This window comes from Streptomyces sp. NPDC018610, from assembly GCF_044391765.1.
Lineage (GTDB): Bacteria > Actinomycetota > Actinomycetes > Streptomycetales > Streptomycetaceae > Streptomyces.
In genome coordinates this window covers 279,964-299,158 of record NZ_JBISAL010000010.1, presented here as the reverse complement: position 1 = coordinate 299,158, position 19,195 = coordinate 279,964, and the positions used below count along the sequence as shown (strand labels likewise).

The window sequence follows — 19,195 nt, the reverse complement described above, 5'->3', positions numbered from 1 at the left end:
AGTAGCCCTCGCCGCGGACTCGAAGAGCGGGGCGGTGCACAGCTCGGCGAATGCCTGGCGGTAGGCGTGGTTCGACTGTAGCCCGGGAGGCTCCGCTGCGAGTCGGAACAGCGACTCCAGCACACGCGGGTCGACGCCCCAGTCCGCATCCGTTTCGAACGCGAGTACCGGCGCACGCCCCCGCCATGGCGCCGGCGCGGCGGCCTGACGTCGGCCCACGGGTTTCAGGTCAGCCAGCCGTTCGTTCCGCCCCGGGCAAGGGCAAGGACGATCGACCGCCTGGGGAGCCCGCCGTCCAAGGTCAGAGCTCGACGCAGGCGTTTGCCGCAGACGGGTGTCCGGGCTTCCTCCGTCCGGCGGGCGGTGCTGTCGATGGTCCTTCTGCCCATGGCGTTCGCGCATCCAGCCGCGCGGCGCGGTCATTTCCACGGGCGCCTCCGCCCGTCCTGCCGATCCGCCCCGCGCAGGAGGTGCGTCGGCAGGACGTTAGCGGGACGACAGCGGCGCCCTGGAGAGTTCTGTCATCAGCACCGCGTCCCTGCCTGAACGGGCCGGTCGCACGTCCGAAGGAGAGAGTCATGCTGGTCCGCAAGTTCAAGGCAGCAGTGATCGCGGCCGCCGCCGTCGCGAGTGTCGCGGCGGTGGCTACGCCGGCCGAGGCGAGCAACTGCTCGCGCGGAGGAGGCGTCTACATGTGCGAGTACGGCGTGACCAGCTACAAGCTCCCCAACAGCACGCAGCAGGAGTTCGTCGTCGGCACCGACCGCGCGGTGTGGACCCGCTGGACCGATACCGACGGGGACTGGTCGGGATGGATGTCCATGGGCGGAAAGGCGTGGAGCACGGTGCACGCCTACGACTACGACTCCGCGGACCCCTGGACCTTCAGGGTGTTCTATTGGGACCAGACCGCGGAGTACTGGGGCCGCAACCGTGACCACAACGGCAACTGGGACCCGTGGACCCACTACGACACCCCACTCAACGGCTGATCACCGCGCGCCCGCGCTGAAGCGGAGATGGACATGAGCGGTCTGTGGGAAGCCAGGTGTGGGAGGACCGGCCGGCGCACTCGCTGTCCCCATCGCTTCAGAATGGAGGATGGACGGTCACTCGTCTTCGAGCCGCCGAAGGACCTACGTGTAGTCGAGCAGGCCGGAACGGGCGGCCTGCCACTGGGGTCCAAGCTTCTCCGTCCGCTGAAGTGAGTCCGCTCATCGTGTTGGTCGCCGCAGTCGTCGGCGCCGTCCACGTCCTCGCCAAGATCGCAGGCGCGAGCGGCCGGGCAGCCGCATGGCGCGCCCTCGTTCCCCTGGCGTCTTCCCGGCCGCGTACGGTCTGCCCATGACCAGGACCACACCGGCCAGACCGGTGTCCGTGGATGCCGTCTTCCCGGAGCTGGCCGTCCACCGAGGCTTGACGACCCGGCTCCACCCCAGACCGGGGCAGCCCGGCATGTACGACAGTCATGTCGGTGGGCCGATGCTGTGGCCGGACAGCGAGCCCTGGCCGGTCTGCCATGAGCCCCACCAGCGCGAGACCGAGGGGTACAAGCCGGACGAGATCCGCCGCGCCCGGGCCGCGGGCGGGCGGCCGCCGAAAAAGCCGTGGCCCGACCCCGGAGCGCCTGGGGAGAACGGGCCGGTACCGTTCGTGGGCCTCGCCCAACTTTTCCGACGGGACATCCCCGGGCTGGCTGCCGGCCCTGACGACGCGGACCTGGTGCAGCTCTTCCGCTGCCCGTTCACCCACGGTCCGCATGGGGACCGCCGCTACCGCCTGCGGTGGCGGCGGACCGCAGAGACCGAGTGCGCGGAACGCTTCCTCGCCGTCCCGCCCGAAGTGCCCCTGTTGCGGTGGGAGAATGAGCTCCCCGAGCCGTGTGTCCTGCATCCCGAAGAGGTGGACACCTATCCCTGGGCGGAGGGTGACACGCTTCCCGCCCCATTGATCGCCCGCATCGACGCGTGGGACGACGCCCAAGTAGCGGAACACGGCCACGGCGCCCCCAGCTACCAGGGAGACCTGTCGATTCCCCCCGGCTGGCGGGTCGGCGGCTTTCCCAGTTGGGCATCGACAGGTCCGATGGCCATCGCCTGCGAGTCCTGCGCGACCCCGATGCGGCTGCTGCTGACCGCCGGGGGCGACGAGATGGACGCCGCCTCGCACAGCTGGGTGCCCTTGGAAGACCGAGACCCGTCCCTGCGAGGGATGGCCTCGGTCCGAGGCGGGCAGTGTCTTGCCCAACCCACTCGGCTGCGCTTCGGCCGCGACCGGGACCTGCACGTCTTCACCTGCCCGGCCAACCCCCGGCACCCACCCCGATGGGTGCTTTCCTAGGGCATCGCGAAGTGCGGCACTCGACCAGCGAGCCGACTGCGGCGGGCTGCCGCCCCTACGGCAGGATGAGGTGGTGATCCGCTGCGACCCCGAGATACAGGCTCTGTACCGCCGCTACTGCCTCCCGGCGCGCCGCTACCTGAAGCTCGGCGGAGCAGTACTTCGCATGTCACGCGAGGAGTACGAACCGTTCGTCCATGCCCTGGCCCATGATGCGAGGGCTGTCACCGACGCCGAGCTCACCATCCTCTTCGAGGGCAGCTGGCGCGAGCGGCGCACCGCGGCATGGCTCGCCGCCGTCTCGCGCCGTGACCACTTCCGCGAACGTCTGGGAGCACTGCTGCTGGAGAGCGAGGTCTGCTGCGCGGGTGCGGCCTACTGCGCGGCGTTGGCGAATTTCGGCACCGCACGGGACGCCGACCTGCTCGCCGCCTACCTCGATCGCTACCTGCGCCGGCCCGACCTCGCCTACGACCAGCCGACGGCCATGGGGGCCCTGGCGTACACCGATTCCGTGCTGCACAGCGACCGGGCCGGCCTTTTCCTCCGGGAGGACGGCCTGTGGCGGCAGTGGTTCCAGGACGCGCCCCATATGCGGGGGGATGACGGCATCTCCACCTACCTGCGCGGCATCCGTCTCGCCTGCGCCGTCATCGACGAAGCCGCCGGCACCTGACCCCCGTTCGTCTTGTCCGCGTCGAAGACTCTGGCTCGTCGTCCTTGGCACGGCGGCCCTCCGTCATGCCACCAGGAGGTGAGTGGTCGGCGTTCAGGCCGGTCTCTCCGACTCCCTCGTCTCCCTGGCCAACCTTGTGCCGAAGGCCCTCGCGCGGTTCCGGCCGGTGCGACCCGGGACGCGACTCAGGCCGGCCCCGGACCGGGACGAGGGCGCGACTCAGGATGCGGTTCCCGCCGCGCCCTGGCGGGTGGCGGTGGTCGTAGCGATTCCGGAGCGGAGGGTGGCGTGGTCCCCTACGCTGAGCCCTCATCCGTACTGTCTGGGGGAGTGATGACCAGTAGGTTCACCGAGTTGGTCGTCGACTGCCGTGATCCGGAGCGGCTCGCGGCTTTCTGGAGCGCTGTCCTGGGTTTCACGGTGATCGACCGGAGCGAGGGCAAGGTCGAGATCGGCTCCTGGATACCGACCGTCGAGGAGGTCCGGGCCCGCCAGATGCCGCCCACTCTGGTGTTCGTCCGGGTGCCCGAGGACAAGAAGGTGAAGAACCGGCTCCACCTCGACGTCAGCCCGATCGACGGCAGTACCGACGAAGAGGTGGCCAGGCTGCTCGGCCTCGGCGCGGTCAAGGTGGACGTGGGCCAGGGTCCTGGCCGGAGCTGGGTGGTCATGGCCGATCCCGAGGGCAACGAGTTCGACGTCATGCGCACCTTGGCACCGTCCGACTAGTGATCGGTCCCGGGGGTCAGGGCCTCTCTGGTCCGCGCGCTGATCCGAACGACCCCGGTTCACGGGCCGGCGTCTGCCGACCGTGCCAGGTACGCGTGGTTGTCCTCGATGAGGTGGTCCAGCGCCTCCCTGGCGGCGGCGAGGCCGTCGATGGCCTCGGACAGCCGGACCCGCTCGCGACCCATGATCTCCAGAGCCTGCCGCGCCCGGTCCTCATTCGGCTCGGCCATGCAGGGCGCCATCTCGGCGATGGTGCCGCTGGACATGCCTGCTGCCAGGAACGCCCGAATGAGGCGCACCCGCTGGACGTGCTCGTCCTCGTAGTGGCGCTGTCCGCTGGGCGAGCGGGAGCTGACGAGCAGGCCCTGCTCCTCGTAGTAGCGCAGCGACCGCCGGCTGGCTCCCGTCCGGGCGGACAGGTCACCGATCCGCATGCCGAACTCCCCCATACTCCTGACCGACTTGCCCCTGACATCGATGTGAGCTTTTAGGTTAACTCCATGCTGAAGCTCATCTTCATGATCAACCGCATCGAGGGAATGTCGTACGAGCACTTCGTCGAGCACCACCGGGACCGGCACGCGCCGCTGTTCACCTCCATCCCGGAGGCGGAGCGCTACGTGCGCAAGTACACCGTGTCCCACCCGGTCCCCGCCGCGGACTACCCGCCCCGGGCCTACGACGGCCTGACGGAGATCTGGTTCGAGAACTGGGAGGACCATGATGCCTTCTTCGCCTCCGAGAACTACCGGACGCTGGTCAACCCCGACGAAGCACGCTTCATCGACATGGACTCGGTGGCCGTGATGGTCACCGAGGAGAAGAAGGTCATCTGACGGGCCGACTCGACAGACGGACAGGCGGACAGGCGGACAGGCGGACAGGCGGACAGACGGACAGACGGACAGACGGACAGGCGGACAGACGGACACCCGCTCAGCTCTTACGGCCGACCCCGGGAGCAGCCGCGCAAGCCGGAGACCGCTCGGTGGGCTTCATCGAAGAGCCGATCGGATCTCGGTCAGTCGACGCCTTCGATGATGCGGAAGTCGCGCTCGACGCCGTCGGCGAGGGCGACCAGCGCCTCCTGGTAGGCCGCGCTGGCGTGCGTCGCGACGGCCTGCTCGAAGCTGTCGAACTCGATCAGGACGGTGCGCTCGGCGATTCCGGCGTCATGCGCCATGACCCGACTGCCGCGGGAGAGGATCCGACCGCCGCCGGCCTTGACGGCCGGACTGGCCAGCTCGCTGTAAGCAGCCAGCTTCTCAGGGTCTGAAATGGTGCGGTAGGCGCTGACCCAGTAGCCCTTGGGCATGGAGACCTCCAGTGTGGGGATGAGTGCGTCTGACTTACGGGTGGGTCTTGGACGAGCGTCGGAGGGTGAGAGCGAGGCTTGTCAGCGTCGTGATCACCATGGCGCCGATGCCGACCAGCGCCGCGGTGGTGTAGGCGCTGTCGTCGGGGAAGAGGTGGCCGGGGCCGGTGCCTGCGGCGAGGATGAGGCCGCCGATGGCGCTGCCCAGGGAGTATCCGACGCTGCGGACGACGTAGTTGAAGCTCATGGCGCTCGACGTCTCGCTCTTGGGGGTGACGGCCAGGATGACGCCGGGCATCGCGGCCGAGAAGCCGCCGACGCCGAAGCCGAGCACGCCCATCGCCGCGAACAGTTCGGCCAGGTCCGACCGGGCCGCCGCGAACAGGGCGAACCCGCCGCCGACCACGACGGCGCTACCGGCCAGGAGCAGGGGGTCGGCGATCCGCGTCCGGACCCGCGGCGTGAGCTTGCCGGCGACGAACCCCAGCACCGAGAACGGGATGAGGACCAGCCCGGCGACGAACGTCGTCAGCCCGAAACCGTAGCCGGCGCCGTGCGGCGTCTGCGCGTACCGGGTGATGAGCGTGAGCAGGAGGTACATGCCGATCCCGCCGACGAACATGGCGAGGTTCGCCCCGGCGACCGCCGGGTGCCGCACCGCCCGTACGTCGACCAGGGGCGTCGTGCTGCGCAGCTCGATGACGGCCCAGACGCAGAGCAGCACGACCGCGACGAGGGCGAGGCCCGCCGCCACGGCGAGGTGCCGGCTCCACAGATCCCGTTCGCCGGCGAGGAACAGCACCAGGAGCAGCGCAGCGGCCAGGACGACCGCGCCTGCCACGTCCACGTGGGCGGAGCGGCCTTCGGGGGCTTCGGGCATGGAGCGCCACGCGGTCAGGAGGGCGGCGGCGGTGACGATCAGGCCGAGGCCGTAGGCGGCCCGCACCCCGCCGAGCTCGGCGAGGAGTGCGGCCAGCGGGTAGCCGACGCCGGCCCCGATGATCGAGACCACCGAGATCAGGGCGATCACGGCCGCGCTGCGTTCCTCGGGGAGGTGGTCCCGGGCCACGCCCATCATCAGCGCCGTCAGCCCGAGCCCGACGCCCTGGGCCGCTCTGCCGGCCAGCAGCCACGCGAACGGCAGCGGCAGCACGGTGAGCGCGCTGCCGGCGACGACGACCGCCAGCGTGACGAGGATCGTGGCCCGCCGGTGTGGGCCGGCTCCGAGCCGGCCCAGGACCGGCGTGGCGACGGCGCCGCTGAGCAGCGCGACGGTCAGCGTCCACTGCGCGCTGCCGAGCGAGACGTGGAACGAGGTCGCCACGCTGGTGATGAGCGGTGCCCCGAGGCTGGCGACCGCCGCCACGACCAGAGCGATGAACATCAGGGCGGGGACCAGCAGCCGCGCTTCGGAACGCGCCACCGGGAAAGCCTTCGCCGCGACCCCGTCGACCGGCTGCCCGGTCACTGTTTCGCCCCTTCGCGGTCCTGGCTCTCGAGCTCGACCAGGTGCTTCAGCGCCGGAAGTGCCGCCACCAGCGCCTCGACCTCGTCGCCGGTGAGCTTGCCGATCAACCGCTCGAACGCGTTGGCGCCCGCTTGGTGTCGCGTCCGGACATAGGAGGCGCCGGCCTCGGTCAGGCACACCAGCGTGACGCGTTTGTCGGACGCGTCACCTCGCCGCTCGACCAGGCCGGACTCCTCCATCACCCGGACCAGGGCGGTCATCGCGGGTTGGGTGACGCCCTCGACCGCGGCCAGATCGGTGATGCGCCGTGGGCCGGTCCGGTCCAGGGTGGCCAGGGTGGCGGCGGACGTCAGGCTCATGTCCCGGGGCAGGCGTCTCGCGGCCCTGGTGGCCAGGCCGTAGAGGGCTGCCCCGATGGCGGCGGACGCGCCAGGAGCGGTGTCTTGACGACTCATGCTCGAAGCATAGCATTTTTATATTCATTGTTTATGGAAATGCCTCGACTGGCAGCGACTCCTCGGGCCGCGCTCGCGAGCCGAGGGCGGTATCGAGGCGTTCGTGGACGGCCACGGCGGACGCCGGTGCCGTCACCGAGGCCTCGCGAAGACGCAGGACGAACCGCGGTCGCGGAAGAGTGGGTCGATGAGCTTGGCGAAGCCGGCGACCACCGACGTCTGCGGGCTGCCGTCGGGGTTGACGGTGGCGAGGACGGCGGGAACCGGCTCATCCAGTAGCGCCCGGGGTTCAGACTCCTGAAATGGGGTGCCCGGATTCAGCTGAGACGCCTGGGTGACGTTGTCTCGCACGAGTCCGGATGAGTCATCACGAGGGGCTTGCCTCGGGCATGCTGGCGTGTCCTTCGCTGCGGAGGTGTGGTTCATCCGGCCCGTTCTGCGAGGACCTCGGTGACGGCGCGGCGTCCCAGCTCGGCCATGGCGGGGTTGGTGTGGCGGTAATAGTCGATCCCGCTGACGAAGGTGAGTGCCCAGCCTCGTCCCCGGGCCCAGGCGGCGTCGTCGAATCCTCCTGCCGCGCGGAAGGTTTTCCGGGTCTCCGCACTGAGCAGTGTCCAGGCGGCGATGGCATCGCAGGCAGGGTCGCCCACGCCCGCGGTGCCGAAGTCGATCACCGCTCGGAGTCGACCGTCGTTGACGAGGATGTTGCCGGGGATGAGGTCGCCATGCGTCCACATGGGTGGCCCGTCCCATTCTGGCTGGTCGAGGGCTTGTTCCCAGGCGGACAGGAGAGCGGGGGCGTCGATGTCGCCCGCCGCCTTGGCGCTCCACTCCCGTACGGAGGCGTCGCGGGTGCGCAGGGGCACGCTCCGGTAGCCCGGACGGGCCCCAGTGGTGTCGGCCTCGCGCAGCGCTGTGACGAACTCGCCGAGGTCTTGGGCGAGCCGGTGGCCGTCGGGGAGTTCGTCCGGCTTGGCGGGAGGGTGCGAGCCGTCGATCCAACGGCTGATCGCCCACGGGAAGGGGTAACCGTGTCCCGGTTGTCCCACGGCGATCGGCTCGGGCACGGCAGTGGGGAGGCAGGGGGCCAGCCGCGGCAACCAGGCCTGCTCGAAGTCCACTTGGCCGACAGCACCCTGCATCCGGGGCAACCGGACCGCAAGCTCGTCGCCCAGCCGGTAGATCGCGTTCTCGGTGCCTGCGGAGTCCACCGGGGTGATGGGCAGATCCGCCCAGTGCGGGAATTGGTGCGTGAGTAGCCGCCGCACCAGCGTGCCGTCGGTCGGAATCTCATTCTCGTGCATCATCGGTCTGAGACCCTAAGTGCCTGACGCTGTCGGGGATCTTGAAATCGGAGTAGCTCAGCGTGATCGACGTGCTGATGGAGTGATTCGTTTCCCCCTGATCAGAGCGTTACCAGTAGGTCGACCAGGCTCTCGGAGGCCGTAGCGATGGACCGGTGACCGTTGAGCGAACGCTTCGTTCGTGCCTGCTGTTGTCTGTGTGATTGGAGTGTCGATGGCGTTCACCCGTTCGTGGTCGCCCTGCGGGGAACCACGGGTTCGGTGATCTGTGCGGGTGGGACGGTTGAGCCCCCGCGACTCCGGAGGACCTTGGATGTGCGTTCGCTCCCGTATCGGCTGCGTGATCCCCGAGCTGACCGTGCGGGTCGCCCGTGCGAGCAACCCCAGGGGCACCACCGCCATGGCCATCCGCGACCACCTCAACGGCCTGTGGAGCGACGAGGACTTCGAGGAGTGGTATCCCAGGGATGGCAAGCCGGGCCTGTCACCTGCGCAGTTGGCGACCGTGTCGGTCCTGCAGTTCCTGCTGGAGCTGTCCGACCGGCAGGCCGCTGAGTCGGTTCGGAACCGCATCGACTTCAAGTACGCCCTGGGCATGGAGCTGGAGGACCCAGGCTTCCATCACAGCGTCCTCGCCGACTTCCGCGAGCGCCTGGCCGAGGAGGGCCGGGCCGACAAGCTGTTGGACCTTGCGCTGGAGAAGATCCGGGCCATCGGCCTGGTCCGTGAACGCGGGCGGCAACGCACCGACTCCACCCACGTCCTGGCCGCGGTGCGGGACCTGACCCGCCTGGAACTGGTCACCGAGGCGATGCGCGCCGCGCTGGAGGAACTCGCCCGGCGGGCGCCGCACGAGCTGGTCGGCCTGGTCACCGAGGACTGGGGCAAGCGCTACGGCCGCGCGGCACGGCTTGGCAAGAACCCCTCCAAGCCCAAGACTCGGATCAAGGAGACGGGCGAGGACGTCCGCCTACTCCTGCGCTACGTCCACCGTTACCTGCCCGCTCTCCGCGATGGCGAGCAGGTCCAGGCCCTGCGCCAGATCTTCGTGCAGAACTACTTCCTCGACGCCCAGGACCGCCCGAAGTGGCGGGAGGCGGAGGACGCCGGCCTGCCGTCCTCGGCCGTCGCCATCGTCTCGCCCTACGACCTGAGCGCCCGCTACGCGCGCCGGGGCGAGACCCGCTGGAAGGGCTTCCTTGCGCATGTCACCGAGACCTGCGACCCCGACACTCCAAGTGTGATCACGGACGTGACCACCACCAAGGCCGCCGTTCACGACACCAAGGCCCTTCCCGGCATCCTGGCCAACCTCGACCACCGGCACCTGCTGTCGAAGGAGCACTTCGTCGACGGCGGCTACCTCTCCGTCGCGCTGAAGCAGCAGGTCGCCCGTGAACACGGTGTCGGCCTGGTCGGACCGATCCGGGCCAGGAGCACCCGCCAGTCCCGCAAGGGCACCGTCTTCCACCGCGACGCCTTCACCATCGACTGGGACACGAAGAAGGTCACCTGCCCGCAGGGCAAGGTGAGCCGCCGGTGGTCGACACCGCCATCCCTCGCGCCCTACATCAATGTCGAGTTCTCCCCCGACGACTGCCGACAGTGCCCTGTGAAGGCCGCCTGCACGCGCGCCGACGCCCGCAAGGTCACCTTCCTGCCGCGCGATCTCTACGACATTCAATCCGAGTCGCGGACCGAGCAGCAGACCCAGGCGTGGCTCTCGCGCTACTCGCTGCGGGCGGCCATCGAAAGCACGATCAGCGAGTTCGTCAACGGTCACGGCTTGCGCCAGTGCCGCTACCGCAGCGAAGAGAAGGCCCACGTCCAGCACGTTCTGACCGCCATCGCGGTTAACCTCGAACGCATCGGCGTCCACTTGCCGCCAGCACCTGCGCGGCAGCCCCGGAACCCAACCGCCCTTCAGGGCTTCCTCGACTGGCAGCACATTCCCCGCCCGCGGTCCTGGCGCGTCTCCACTCACCCCGCAGGCTGAGGTGGTCGCTCTCAAAGTGGAGCTCACCAACTTGCTCCGGACCCTGCCAGAGCCGAAGTTGGCGAAGGAGCAACGCCCCACCGTCAGTTCGTCAAATCTCCATGACCACTGGACAGGCCCGCGGCAGCCGCCCAGAAGAAGACGTGCCCGCACCTGGGGGACGGCATTCGCGAGCGTTCGGCGAGGACGTTCAGCGCACGGCGCACTTCTGCGCTCAGTTGGAAAAGCCGACGGCTGTACGGCCCGGCCCTGTAGGTGTACAGCCGGACGACCTTGACGGCCAGTTCGTCGCGGCCGTCGGCGAAGGTGTCCGGGAGCCCGGCGAGCAGCTCGAAGTCGCGTTTACCGGTCACCGCGTCAGCCACCACGCTCAGAGGTAGGACGTCGAGTTCTGCGGCAGACACGGAAGTATCGACCGCGACTGCATGGGCGGCCAGGGCCGCCAAGACCTCGATCAGCCGCTCGCCTTCCGCGATGTCGATACCCCAGGTGCCCAGGCGCTCGTGGCGACGGGTCCGGCGCCATTCCTCCTCGTCCACCACCGGCAGCAGGAGCCGACCCAGGTACGCGCAACGACGCCACAGCATGTCGTGATCGGAGGTCACGGTCGACTCCTGGAGCGGGGTAGCACAGTGGGACCGAAGATCAGCCCGCCCGACGCAGGCCCACCACCAACTTCCCACTACGGGCAATGCACGTACAGAGCGGAAGCCAAGATCCCCGACAGCGTCAGGCACTAACGAGGCGGCCGGCGGGGGGACATCGATTTTCACCGGGTTCCCCGGGTGGATTCCTCACGTCCAACTGGCGTGCTCAGTCGCCGGCTATCGCGTTCCTTGCCTTGTTGGCGGGTTGACTCTGGTCCTTCGTGCGAGCGGGAAACTCTGGGGGCCTGGTGGAGCTTGGCGTGCTCATGCCGTAGACGTGGCTTCGGCTGATGGACCGCAATGACGACGAGGTCGAACGACAGACGAGGCCGCATCGCGGCAAAGCCGACCAGGACGTCGCGCAAGGGGCGTCACCGGCCGAGGTCGCCCGCGCGGCGAGCGACGTCGCGGCGGGCCAGGGCCCGGCGTCGGCGGTCGGACCCGTGAGAGGGGTGTGAGGAATCGGAATCGAACGGTCTTGGCCGCATGCCCTCTGGCCTGGATGCGGATCAGGGTTGCCGGGCCGGAAGGAAGGCCCCGGTGAGGCGTTCGGCCTCGTTCCACAGGTGTGCCTGGACGGTCTTGTCCCGGGCGCTGCGCGGCAGGGGAGTGGCCTTGGTCGGGCCGACCACCGCCCAGCGTGGTCCGTAATAGCCTCCAGCCGTGGCGTCGGGGCTGGTGGCCGCGTACAGCAGGGGTTCTGCACCCTGCTCTGGCCCCTGGGACGGAACGGTCTTGTACAGGAGCGATTCCAGCAGGCCGGGCCGGCCACCGTTCAGAGTAGGGCCGGAGGTCGTCAGGTTGGTGCGGGTGTAGCCAGGGTGGGCGCCGGCCGACAGGAGGGGCCAGTCATGCCGCGCGGCGAGCTCGGCAAGCTGGATCATCATCAGCATGTCGGCGAGCTTGGACTGTGCGTAGGCCCGGGTGGGGCTGTAGTCGCGGGTCGACTGCAGGTCGTCGAAGTCGATGCGGGCCCTGTTGGCGGTGCCGCTGCTCATGGTGGCCACCCGCGGGGCCGGGGCGGCCAGCAGCAGGGGCATGAGCTGGACGGTGAGGGCGAACGGGCCGAGGAAGTTACTGGCCAGCTGCAACTCGAAGCCGTCGGCGGTCTCCGTGCGCTGAGGCACGTTCATCACGCCGGCGTTGTTCAGCAGCAGGTCCAGTGGCCTGCCGTCGGCGGCCAGGCTGTCGGTGAACGCGCGGACCGATGAAAGGTCGGCCAGGTCCAGGCGGCGGACCTCCACCCGGGCTCCGGGGTGCGCGGCGAGGATCTCCTCGCGGGCCTGCTCGCCCTTGGCCGCGGTGCGCACCGCGAGCACGACATGGGCTCCGGCGCCGGCCAGCCGCTTGGCGGCCTCCTTGCCCGTGCCGCTGTTCGCGCCGGTCACCACGGCGTACTTTCCGTGCTGGTCAGGGACCTGGTACATGACGGGACTCCATTACGGACTGCCGGTCTCTTATCTCGGCATACGGTAACGGACCTCCGGTGTCCAAGTAAAGTACCGGCGGTCGGTAACATGGGAAGGTGACCTTTCAACGTGCCCGCACCGACGAACAGCGGAGCCAGCGGCGGCGCCAGATCCTGGACACCGCGGCCCTGATGCTGACCGAGATGCCGGTCGCGAAGCTGAGCCTGAACGGACTGAGCCGCCGCGTCGGCCTGGCCAAGGCGAACGTGCTCCGCTACTTCGAATCACGCGAAGCGGTGTTGCTCGACCTGCTCGACACCGAGATCCAGGACTGGATCGCCGAGCTGGAGCGAGCACGGACGGACTGCCAGGGCACCACGCGAGAACGCGGCCACGGGCTGGCCGACCTGCTCGCCACTTCGATGACGCAACGGCCCGTCCTGTGCGACCTGTTCAGCGCGCAGGGCGCCGTACTGGAGCACAACATCTCCACCGAGGCCGGCATCCGCCACAAGCGTGCCGCCCGCGCATCGCTGCGGGGCCTGGTCCACCTCGTCCTGCGACACCTCCCCGAGCTCGGCACCGAGGACGCCGCCGCACTGGTGGAAACGACCTTGCTGGTGGCCATGGCCGCCTGGCAGTGCAGCCGCCCCTCGGACGCGATGCTGGCGGTCTACGCCTCGGATCCCGAACTGGAGGCCATGCGTCCCGACTTCACCGACCTGGTCCGCCGTACGACGGAAGTGACCGCCTCCGGCCTGCTGGCCCGACGCCAGGCGCAGAGCGACGTGAGCCAGGCCTGCTGAAGGACAGCCCTCGACACCTGCACGAGAAAGCCCTGTTCACCTCCAGGAGAGCGGGCGGCAGCCCGTGCAGGCCGTCGAACAGCGGGCCGTGCTCCCGCACCGCGGTAGCACCTCGCCGACGTAGTCGGGTACGCGCCGGGCGAGCGCTTACCGGTCCACCGCGGCGTTCACGGACGCCCGCGTGGTCATCGAGTCGCCGGTCAAGGTCAAGTCGATCCAGGGCGACACGAACACCGCGCCCGTCGGTACCGGTTGGGGCGCAGCGCTGATCGTGACCGACAGCGCGGTGACACCCGCCCGGTCGGCCTTCTCGACGAGGGCGTCGGCGGGTACCGGCTGCGAGCTGGGGATCTGTTCGAACAGCGGCCTCCGCACGTCGCGATCGCCGCCAGGGTCGAGCGGCGAGTTCTGTCGGAGCTGGCGCACCTTGAAGGATCAGCACAGACGGACTGCCCGCAGGCTCGCAACGAACAGCATGTCAACTCATCTCGATCGGTGGGCTGTCGGCCGTGGCGGGGATCGTTGAGCGGCTGGTGCCGGACGAGTTGTGGGAGCTGTCTCCAGCGGGTGGTGCCGGAGGCGCCGTCGCGGCCTCAAGGAGGTGGCCGGCGTCGCCACGGCGACAGGGAGGTCCTGGCCGCGATCGTGTTCGTGGCCCACGTCCGGCTGCACTTGGCAGCAGCTGCCCGCGGCATCTTTCGGACCGTCCGGTGCGGCGGGCCACCGCGGATTCACCGAGTGGACCAAGGCCCGGGTCTGGGCCAAGCTCTACCGTCTGGTCCTCGACGAACCCGGCTCCCGCGGCGACCTGGACTGGTCGCGCTGCGCCATCGACTCGGTGAACACGCGGGCCTTGACAAGGGGGACTTGACGGGTCCGAACCCTGTCGATCGGGCCAAGTACGGCTCGAAATGGACGGCGAGGGCGGCGGCATGAGGCGACCCGACGGACTCGCCCTGTGGTCGGCCACTACGCCGACGGCGCGTTCTCCGCCACCTCAAGTGCGGTTCGGCGCGCTGTTGGTCCCACGTCGGCGTGGGACGGGATCGGCCGGGAAGGCGCTGAGCATGGAGATGCAGTCAAGGCCTCGTTATCCGTTGCCTGAGCGCATGGTGAAGAGGCTGCGGTACTTCAGGTGGGCGTTCGCGGCAGGAGTCGCCGCTGAACTCATCGCGTGCGCGCTGGCGTTGATGGACCAGGATGCCACGGCGTGGCATGTATGGGCGACAGGCGGAGGTTCTGTCGTCTTTCTGCTCAATCTCCTGTCAGTCAATCACCAGCTCAAGAGGCACGGACTGGCCGTCAGGAACAAGTCCAGGCCGGACTCCCGCGCAACCCCCCGCGCTGACACCAGCAGTGGCGGACCGGGTCGGACGAGAGCGGCCTTCGGCGGTCACCGCGCCCATGGCAACCGGTGATCGCCCGCCCCGGTGTCCCACACGGCTCCGGTCTCGGCCCCCACCGCTGGGTCGTCGAGTGGATGATCTCCTGGCTGTACGGCTGCCGATGCCTACGCGTCCGCTGGGGACGACGCCACGACGTCCACGAAGCATTCCTCGGACTTGCCACCTGCCTCGTCACTCACCGACACGTCCAGCGACTTCGTTCAGCACGTGTCCGGACCATGACGAACCGCATCGCCGGCCTCCCCCTCCTGCATATGCTGCTGAAGAGCAGTTGGAATGGAGACATCTCCAAGCTGTCTGTCGGACAGCGGAAGCGGGCAGTCCCGGGCGTGCGGCGGCCCTGCTCGGGGTGTCCCAGCCGGGCCTGTCCGCGCAGCTCCGACGGATCGAACGCGTTACGGGCGGAGAACTGTTCGTCCGTAGCCAACACGGTGTGGAGCCGACGCAACTGGGCCAGTTCGTACTGTCGAAGGCGCGCCGGGTGCTCGGCGAGATGGACGCTCTCGCGGCAGGCGTCCGGGCCGCCGCCCCGCATCCGACCTTGCGGCTCGGCTCCATCCAGCTCGTCCTGACCGACCAGCTGTTCGGGCACCTGGAGCAGGAACTGTCCGGCCACCAGATCGGGGTCAGCGTCGAGCACTCGGTGACCGCCCTCACCCGCACGCTCGGCGACGGACGATACGACGCGATCATGTACCGAGAGGTCGCCGACCATGAGGCACCGCTCCTCGACGGCGCGGCGGCCCACACCACACCCTCATACCCAAGGAGCCGGCTTGCGTGCGCCTGTCGGCCGCCCATCCGCCGGCCGGGCGGGACCAGATCAATCTCGCCGACCTGGCGGAAGAAACCTGGCTGACGATCGTCGAGGACGATGACGGGGGCCCAGAGGCCATGATGCCTCGGACCGGTTACAGCTCGAAGTCGAGGTCGATCAGGTCGGTGAGTTCGACTTCGAGGCCGTGGGCGCGGCGGCCGTTGTCGCGGAAGTAGACCTCCCCCAGGGCCTCCGCCGCGATCTGGCGAAGCCGGTCCTCGGTGAGGCCGGCCTCCTGGGCCTGGAAGAGGCGTGCGGCGTGCTCGGGGGGCAGAGCGAGAGTGAGGTGGCGCGTGCGGGCGTCGTCGGTGCTGCCGGGGGCGGCGGTGTAGCCGAACCGGGCCTGCACATCGATCATGATGCCGCCGGTGGTGGCCGCCGCCTGCTTGGCCTTCGCTCTGATCTGCGGCTGCCAGCGCACGCGTACCTCACGCTCGAGACGGTCGGCGAGCTCCGGCCGTGGCTTCTTGATCTGGTTTTTCACATAGCGTTCGACGGTGCGCTGGCTGATGCCGAGCAGCTCGGCCACCCGCCGGGTGCTGCGCTGGTGCCGGCGGACCAGGTAACGCATCTGTGCCCCGGCGGTCTTCGGGATCGGGCGCGTGAACGCGCCCTGCACCGCCTTGTCGAGTTCTTCGCCGACCGTGACCATCGACCCCTTGCCCCCTTCCTTCTACTCTCCGGTGTCCCTGGCGGTGACCTCGCCGCTCTTGATGTAACGGGCGAGGTTGGCGACATGGCCGTCACCGGCGAGCTTTTCGAGGACGTCGGCTCCCCACAGCACGCTCTGGGTGCCCTCGTGCTTGACCATGCCCGGCGAGACGCCCAGCCGGAACGAGCCCGGCACCGTCTTGCCGTCGGCGTCATAGGGCAACACGTCCAGCGGGCTGGGCCCGTCCGCCGCGTACACGGCGCAGTCCGAGAGGACCGCGACGGGATAACGGCCGGTGGCTGCCGCCAGGTGGAGCATCTTGCGGTGCATGTTGATACGGGCCCGGGAGATGACGGTCGCGCGGATGTCCGGCCGCCATGTCGGGCGGGCGAGCGCGGGCCATGCCTGCCCCGGCTTCCAGCCGCCGCCGCGTGCCTTCTCCTGCAGCTTGCCGATGCCGCCCTTGACGGTCATCTTGATGGCGTCGACGACGATTCCCGCCTTCGCGTCACGGCCCTTGTAGCCGTCCATCGCGGTCAGGAACTCGTCCGGGGGCAACTTCTCGCTCACGCCCAGGTCCGCCATGGTGGCGACGTAGGCGTCGCGCAGCCGCTTGTACCAGCCGTCCAGGAACCGGCCGCTCTCGGAGCGCACCCATGCCTCCGCCGGGGTGACGTCGTAGCCGAGTTCGACGGCGTAGGCCACGGTGGGGGTGGCGTACCAGGCGGGTCCTTCGGGGCGCTGGCCGGTCGGCGTGAACGGGCTGGGCAGGAGGTCGCCGTCGAGGTCGCGCCACTGCTTGCCGACCTTCACCCGGTTCAGGTCGACGTGGGAGAGGTCGACCAGCCACGAGCCGGGCAGCGCCGCATCGAAGGGAGGGTCGGTGACGTGCACGGGCGGCGACGCCAGGCCGACGACGGCGCCGTTGGCGGCCGCACCGAAGGCGAGGTTGACGTCGATGCCGACCAGGTGGCGCTTCATGCACTCCTCGTCGGTGAGATCCCGTGCCCAGTCGTAGGCTTCCTCGAAGAGCCGCTCGCCGGGGCCGCGCACATGGAATCGCGGAAGGTCGGCGAGGACGGGGTGTCCGTCGGTCGCCTCGCACGGCGCCGGATCCATCGGTTCCGTGCCCAGCGAGCCGGGCCGGTGCTCGGAGTGCCGCCTGCCGTCGGCGTCCGGGGCGCCGGCGCGGGTGGGCGGGTTCAGCGCGGTCATCAGCTGCAGTCCGGTGACGGCCGTGGACCCCACCGGTGTCATCACGCGCGTCGCGTACACACCCAGCACCTGCGCCAGCTCCGCCGGCTCCAGCTGCGCGGCATGCCCCCACGCGCGGCCGTCGAGAGCGCGCCAGGAAGGGATGCACAGCTGCACGCACTGCCGCCGCCCGCCGTGGGCGGGGCGGTAGATCCGCGCCCACGGCCCCAGACCCCGCTTGGTCAGCTTCCACTCGGCCCGCTCAAGCTGTTTGATGATCTTGTGCCCCTCCGGGAGCCGTCCGGCGAGCCGCTCCTCGTGTGACAGCTCGGCGGGCAGGCCGTAGCGTTCGCACGCCGCCTCGGTGAGCACCAGCAGCGGGTCGGCGTCCTTGCCCGAGCCGTGCAGCCGCTCCGCCCCGAGCTGCGCCTCGGTCAGCGTCCACTCGACGAGCGCGGGCAGGGACTTGGCGGGTACGTCCACGATCAGGCCGCCGATGCCGTAGCCGGTCACGTGCCGCTCGGCGTCGGCGTCGAGGACGAGCAGCGGACCGTGTGCGTACACGCCACCGGCCGCGGGCGTGTGCGCCGGGGCCGCATTCTTCACGCCCGCGCGGCGTGAGGCCGTCCCTGGCCGGGGGGCGGGCGCGGGCCGGGACGTCGCGGCCCGGGCGGGGGTAGTGGCGGGGGCAGCAGGCGCGGCGGTGTCGGACGTGGCCGGGGGCGCAGCAGCGGGCTCCGGACCGGTGGGCGCAGGCGGCGCCTTCCGCACGGTGGAGGAAGTGGCGGTCTGCGCCGCGGGAGTGTCCTCCTGCGGCGCGCCCGTGCTTTCCGCGGCCGGATAGAGCTGAGCGAGCTGCTCGAGCAGGCGCGCGTAGGCCTCCCGCTGCGGCGGTCGCGGCTCGGTCTTGCCCGACTCCCAGTCGCCGACGGTCGCGCGCCGCACGCCCAGGGCGGCGGCCACTTCGTCGAGGGTGAGCGCGTGTGCCTGGCGCAACCGCCTGCGCTCCGCCGCCGGCGGCAGCGGGGACCGCGACGCGACCAGTGCGTCCACCGCATCGAACAACTCGGACATGAAGCACCTCCGCCCCCACTCTAACGCAAAAACCGAACTCAATCCGGACTTCTTGCGTGCCAAAACCGTGCATTTTGCGTACGAAGGCAAGTTGACCCGTGCCTCAGTGTTGGAGGCCGGTCTCCCTGAAGGACGTGGCAGGCCGGCTCACCCAGCCGGGCCATCAGCGCGTTGTCGATGATCTTCTCGTCGGCCTCCGGCAGTTCGTCCCCGGCACCGTCGGCGGCGGCCCAGCGGCGGGCGAACTCCAGGGCATCGAGCAGGTCCCGGTGGGTGCCGTCGAGGGTCGGCTCCGCACAGGCTGTCGGATCGGCACCGCGTTCCACGCAGAAGCCGGCCATCGTCGCCAGCATCGGGCGCGGACCGGTGGGCGGAAAGGCTGGGAGCAGAGCGGCCAACCTGGGTCCCGCCGCCACACAGTCGGTGCCCGTCGCCGACTGAAGACCACTCATCGCCGCGTTGAATGCACGCTCGGTGCGGCCACCGTCGCGAGCGGCCACTGCCTGCTCCAGTTCCGACATGACGGCCGCCAGGTCCGCGGCCCTGTGCTTTCTTCTGAAGATCACCAGCACACCTTGGGCCCGTGGTCTGACATGTCGCCGTAGAGCGCGAGGACGACGGCGACGAACAGGACCGCAACGTGTCCGTGTCAGCTGTCACGACGACGACGTCGCCCCCGAGGAAGCCGCCGCCAAAGCCGCCCACATCTTTGTGTGCGCGTGGGCGAGGCGGAAGGCGCGTTGCCGCGTGATACCCCACCCGGCCCTGCGGCTGCACCCAGATGAGCCTGGTCGGCTTCATCGCCGGCGACGTGGTCGCATTCGAGAGCACCGCACGCGAGACGCACGCACGCTCCCACAAGGGCGACTCGTTCGTCGCTCCTTCCAGACCCGCGGTGGCCGACGGG

General features: G+C 69.7%; 19 protein-coding genes and 2 pseudogenes. 10 read left to right on the top strand and 11 right to left on the bottom strand.

All coding sequences use genetic code 11. From position 1 onward, the window contains the following. The first annotated feature begins 578 nt into the window (after window positions 1–578). The 4 genes from ACH5A8_RS25965 (at window position 579) to ACH5A8_RS25950 (ending at window position 3,745) form a co-directional block, all read left to right on the top strand. Window positions 579–992 (top strand): hypothetical protein, encoded by a 414-nt coding sequence (locus tag ACH5A8_RS25965; RefSeq protein WP_399005757.1) that lies wholly within the window; start codon window positions 579–581, stop codon window positions 990–992. A 352-nt stretch (window positions 993–1,344) separates the two neighbouring features. Continuing rightward, window positions 1,345–2,340 (top strand): hypothetical protein, encoded by a 996-nt coding sequence (locus tag ACH5A8_RS25960; protein ID WP_399005755.1) that lies wholly within the window; start codon window positions 1,345–1,347, stop codon window positions 2,338–2,340. A gap of 73 nt (window positions 2,341–2,413) precedes the next feature. Continuing rightward, window positions 2,414–3,016 (top strand): DUF6000 family protein, encoded by a 603-nt coding sequence (locus ACH5A8_RS25955; protein ID WP_399005754.1) that lies wholly within the window; start codon window positions 2,414–2,416, stop codon window positions 3,014–3,016. Window positions 3,017–3,349: 333 nt separating this feature from the next. After that, window positions 3,350–3,745, top strand: a complete 396-nt coding sequence (locus tag ACH5A8_RS25950) for a VOC family protein (protein WP_399005752.1) — start codon at window positions 3,350–3,352, stop codon at window positions 3,743–3,745. 59 nt (window positions 3,746–3,804) lie between these two features. On the opposite strand, the gene ACH5A8_RS25945 is transcribed toward ACH5A8_RS25950, so the two are convergent. Then, a complete protein-coding gene (locus ACH5A8_RS25945) occupies window positions 3,805–4,179 on the bottom strand; it encodes a MerR family transcriptional regulator (RefSeq protein ID WP_399005751.1) in 375 nt (124 codons plus the stop codon). Between the two features lie 66 nt (window positions 4,180–4,245). On the opposite strand from ACH5A8_RS25945, the gene ACH5A8_RS25940 reads away from it, so the two are divergent. Further along, entirely contained in the window at window positions 4,246–4,581 is a 336-nt protein-coding gene (locus ACH5A8_RS25940) for an EthD domain-containing protein (protein ID WP_399005749.1), read from the top strand. 185 nt (window positions 4,582–4,766) lie between these two features. Here ACH5A8_RS25940 and ACH5A8_RS25935 read toward each other — a convergent pair whose 3' ends face one another. The 4 genes from ACH5A8_RS25935 to ACH5A8_RS25920 form a co-directional block, all read right to left on the bottom strand. Then, on the bottom strand, window positions 4,767–5,060 hold the full coding sequence (locus ACH5A8_RS25935; RefSeq protein WP_399005747.1) for a DUF1330 domain-containing protein: 294 nt from the start codon (window positions 5,058–5,060) through the stop codon (window positions 4,767–4,769). Window positions 5,061–5,094: 34 nt separating this feature from the next. Continuing rightward, a complete protein-coding gene (locus tag ACH5A8_RS25930; RefSeq protein ID WP_399005745.1) occupies window positions 5,095–6,528 on the bottom strand; it encodes an MFS transporter in 1,434 nt (477 codons plus the stop codon). Further along, entirely contained in the window at window positions 6,525–6,983 is a 459-nt protein-coding gene (locus ACH5A8_RS25925) for a MarR family winged helix-turn-helix transcriptional regulator (protein WP_399005744.1), read from the bottom strand. The genes ACH5A8_RS25930 and ACH5A8_RS25925 overlap by 4 nt, the downstream gene beginning before the upstream one ends. A 422-nt stretch (window positions 6,984–7,405) precedes the next feature. Further along, entirely contained in the window at window positions 7,406–8,290 is an 885-nt protein-coding gene (locus tag ACH5A8_RS25920) for an aminoglycoside phosphotransferase family protein (protein WP_399005742.1), read from the bottom strand. Between the two features lie 310 nt (window positions 8,291–8,600). On the opposite strand from ACH5A8_RS25920, the gene ACH5A8_RS25915 reads away from it, so the two are divergent. After that, entirely contained in the window at window positions 8,601–10,283 is a 1,683-nt protein-coding gene (locus tag ACH5A8_RS25915) for an IS1182 family transposase (RefSeq protein ID WP_399005740.1), read from the top strand. 83 nt (window positions 10,284–10,366) lie between these two features. On the opposite strand, the gene ACH5A8_RS25910 is transcribed toward ACH5A8_RS25915, so the two are convergent. Continuing rightward, window positions 10,367–10,888: a hypothetical protein gene (locus ACH5A8_RS25910; RefSeq protein ID WP_399005738.1), complete on the bottom strand. Its 522-nt coding sequence runs from the start codon at window positions 10,886–10,888 to the stop codon at window positions 10,367–10,369. Window positions 10,889–11,439: 551 nt separating this feature from the next. Then, entirely contained in the window at window positions 11,440–12,357 is a 918-nt protein-coding gene (locus ACH5A8_RS25905; RefSeq protein ID WP_399005736.1) for an SDR family oxidoreductase, read from the bottom strand. Window positions 12,358–12,455: 98 nt separating this feature from the next. Here ACH5A8_RS25905 and ACH5A8_RS25900 point away from each other — a divergent pair, with 98 nt between their 5' ends. Then, window positions 12,456–13,145 (top strand): TetR/AcrR family transcriptional regulator, encoded by a 690-nt coding sequence (locus tag ACH5A8_RS25900; RefSeq protein ID WP_399005734.1) that lies wholly within the window; start codon window positions 12,456–12,458, stop codon window positions 13,143–13,145. Between the two features lie 147 nt (window positions 13,146–13,292). On the opposite strand, the gene ACH5A8_RS25895 is transcribed toward ACH5A8_RS25900, so the two are convergent. Beyond that, window positions 13,293–13,571 (bottom strand): hypothetical protein, encoded by a 279-nt coding sequence (locus ACH5A8_RS25895; protein WP_399005732.1) that lies wholly within the window; start codon window positions 13,569–13,571, stop codon window positions 13,293–13,295. Between the two features lie 83 nt (window positions 13,572–13,654). On the opposite strand from ACH5A8_RS25895, the pseudogene ACH5A8_RS25890 reads away from it, so the two are divergent. The 3 genes and pseudogenes from ACH5A8_RS25890 to ACH5A8_RS25880 all read left to right on the top strand — a co-directional run. Further along, window positions 13,655–14,057, top strand: a pseudogene (locus ACH5A8_RS25890) (transposase); the annotation flags it as partial. 288 nt (window positions 14,058–14,345) lie between these two features. Further along, window positions 14,346–14,948, top strand: a pseudogene (locus tag ACH5A8_RS25885) (LysR family transcriptional regulator); the annotation flags it as partial. Between the two features lie 36 nt (window positions 14,949–14,984). Further along, window positions 14,985–15,410 (top strand): hypothetical protein, encoded by a 426-nt coding sequence (locus tag ACH5A8_RS25880; protein ID WP_399005962.1) that lies wholly within the window; start codon window positions 14,985–14,987, stop codon window positions 15,408–15,410. A 52-nt stretch (window positions 15,411–15,462) separates the two neighbouring features. On the opposite strand, the gene tpg is transcribed toward ACH5A8_RS25880, so the two are convergent. The 3 genes from tpg to ACH5A8_RS25865 are packed head-to-tail and all read right to left on the bottom strand — an operon-like array spanning window position 15,463 to window position 18,854. After that, the gene (tpg, locus tag ACH5A8_RS25875; protein ID WP_399005730.1) at window positions 15,463–16,020 is read right to left on the bottom strand and encodes a telomere-protecting terminal protein Tpg; all 558 of its coding nucleotides are present in this window, start codon (window positions 16,018–16,020) and stop codon (window positions 15,463–15,465) included. Between the two features lie 21 nt (window positions 16,021–16,041). Continuing rightward, a complete protein-coding gene (tap, locus tag ACH5A8_RS25870) occupies window positions 16,042–18,288 on the bottom strand; it encodes a telomere-associated protein Tap (RefSeq protein ID WP_399005728.1) in 2,247 nt (748 codons plus the stop codon). A gap of 38 nt (window positions 18,289–18,326) precedes the next feature. Continuing rightward, complete coding sequence (locus ACH5A8_RS25865; RefSeq protein ID WP_399005726.1) at window positions 18,327–18,854, bottom strand: hypothetical protein; 528 nt, start codon at window positions 18,852–18,854, stop codon at window positions 18,327–18,329. Between the last annotated feature and the right edge of the window lie 341 nt (window positions 18,855–19,195).

What these genes read in the sequence shown, in the direction of transcription:
- ACH5A8_RS25905 (WP_399005736.1), bottom strand. Translation starts at nt 12,357, where the DNA reads ATGTACCAGGTCCCTGACCAGCACGGAAAGTACGCCGTGGTGACCGGC.
- ACH5A8_RS25960 (WP_399005755.1), top strand. Translation starts at nt 1,345, where the DNA reads ATGACCAGGACCACACCGGCCAGACCGGTGTCCGTGGATGCCGTCTTC.
- ACH5A8_RS25950 (WP_399005752.1), top strand. Translation starts at nt 3,350, where the DNA reads ATGACCAGTAGGTTCACCGAGTTGGTCGTCGACTGCCGTGATCCGGAG.
- ACH5A8_RS25935 (WP_399005747.1), bottom strand. Translation starts at nt 5,060, where the DNA reads ATGCCCAAGGGCTACTGGGTCAGCGCCTACCGCACCATTTCAGACCCT.
- ACH5A8_RS25915 (WP_399005740.1), top strand. Translation starts at nt 8,601, where the DNA reads ATGTGCGTTCGCTCCCGTATCGGCTGCGTGATCCCCGAGCTGACCGTG.
- ACH5A8_RS25945 (WP_399005751.1), bottom strand. Translation starts at nt 4,179, where the DNA reads ATGCGGATCGGTGACCTGTCCGCCCGGACGGGAGCCAGCCGGCGGTCG.
- tap (WP_399005728.1), bottom strand. Translation starts at nt 18,288, where the DNA reads ATGTCCGAGTTGTTCGATGCGGTGGACGCACTGGTCGCGTCGCGGTCC.
- tpg (WP_399005730.1), bottom strand. Translation starts at nt 16,020, where the DNA reads ATGGTCACGGTCGGCGAAGAACTCGACAAGGCGGTGCAGGGCGCGTTC.
- ACH5A8_RS25965 (WP_399005757.1), top strand. Translation starts at nt 579, where the DNA reads ATGCTGGTCCGCAAGTTCAAGGCAGCAGTGATCGCGGCCGCCGCCGTC.
- ACH5A8_RS25925 (WP_399005744.1), bottom strand. Translation starts at nt 6,983, where the DNA reads ATGAGTCGTCAAGACACCGCTCCTGGCGCGTCCGCCGCCATCGGGGCA.
- ACH5A8_RS25920 (WP_399005742.1), bottom strand. Translation starts at nt 8,290, where the DNA reads ATGATGCACGAGAATGAGATTCCGACCGACGGCACGCTGGTGCGGCGG.
- ACH5A8_RS25940 (WP_399005749.1), top strand. Translation starts at nt 4,246, where the DNA reads ATGCTGAAGCTCATCTTCATGATCAACCGCATCGAGGGAATGTCGTAC.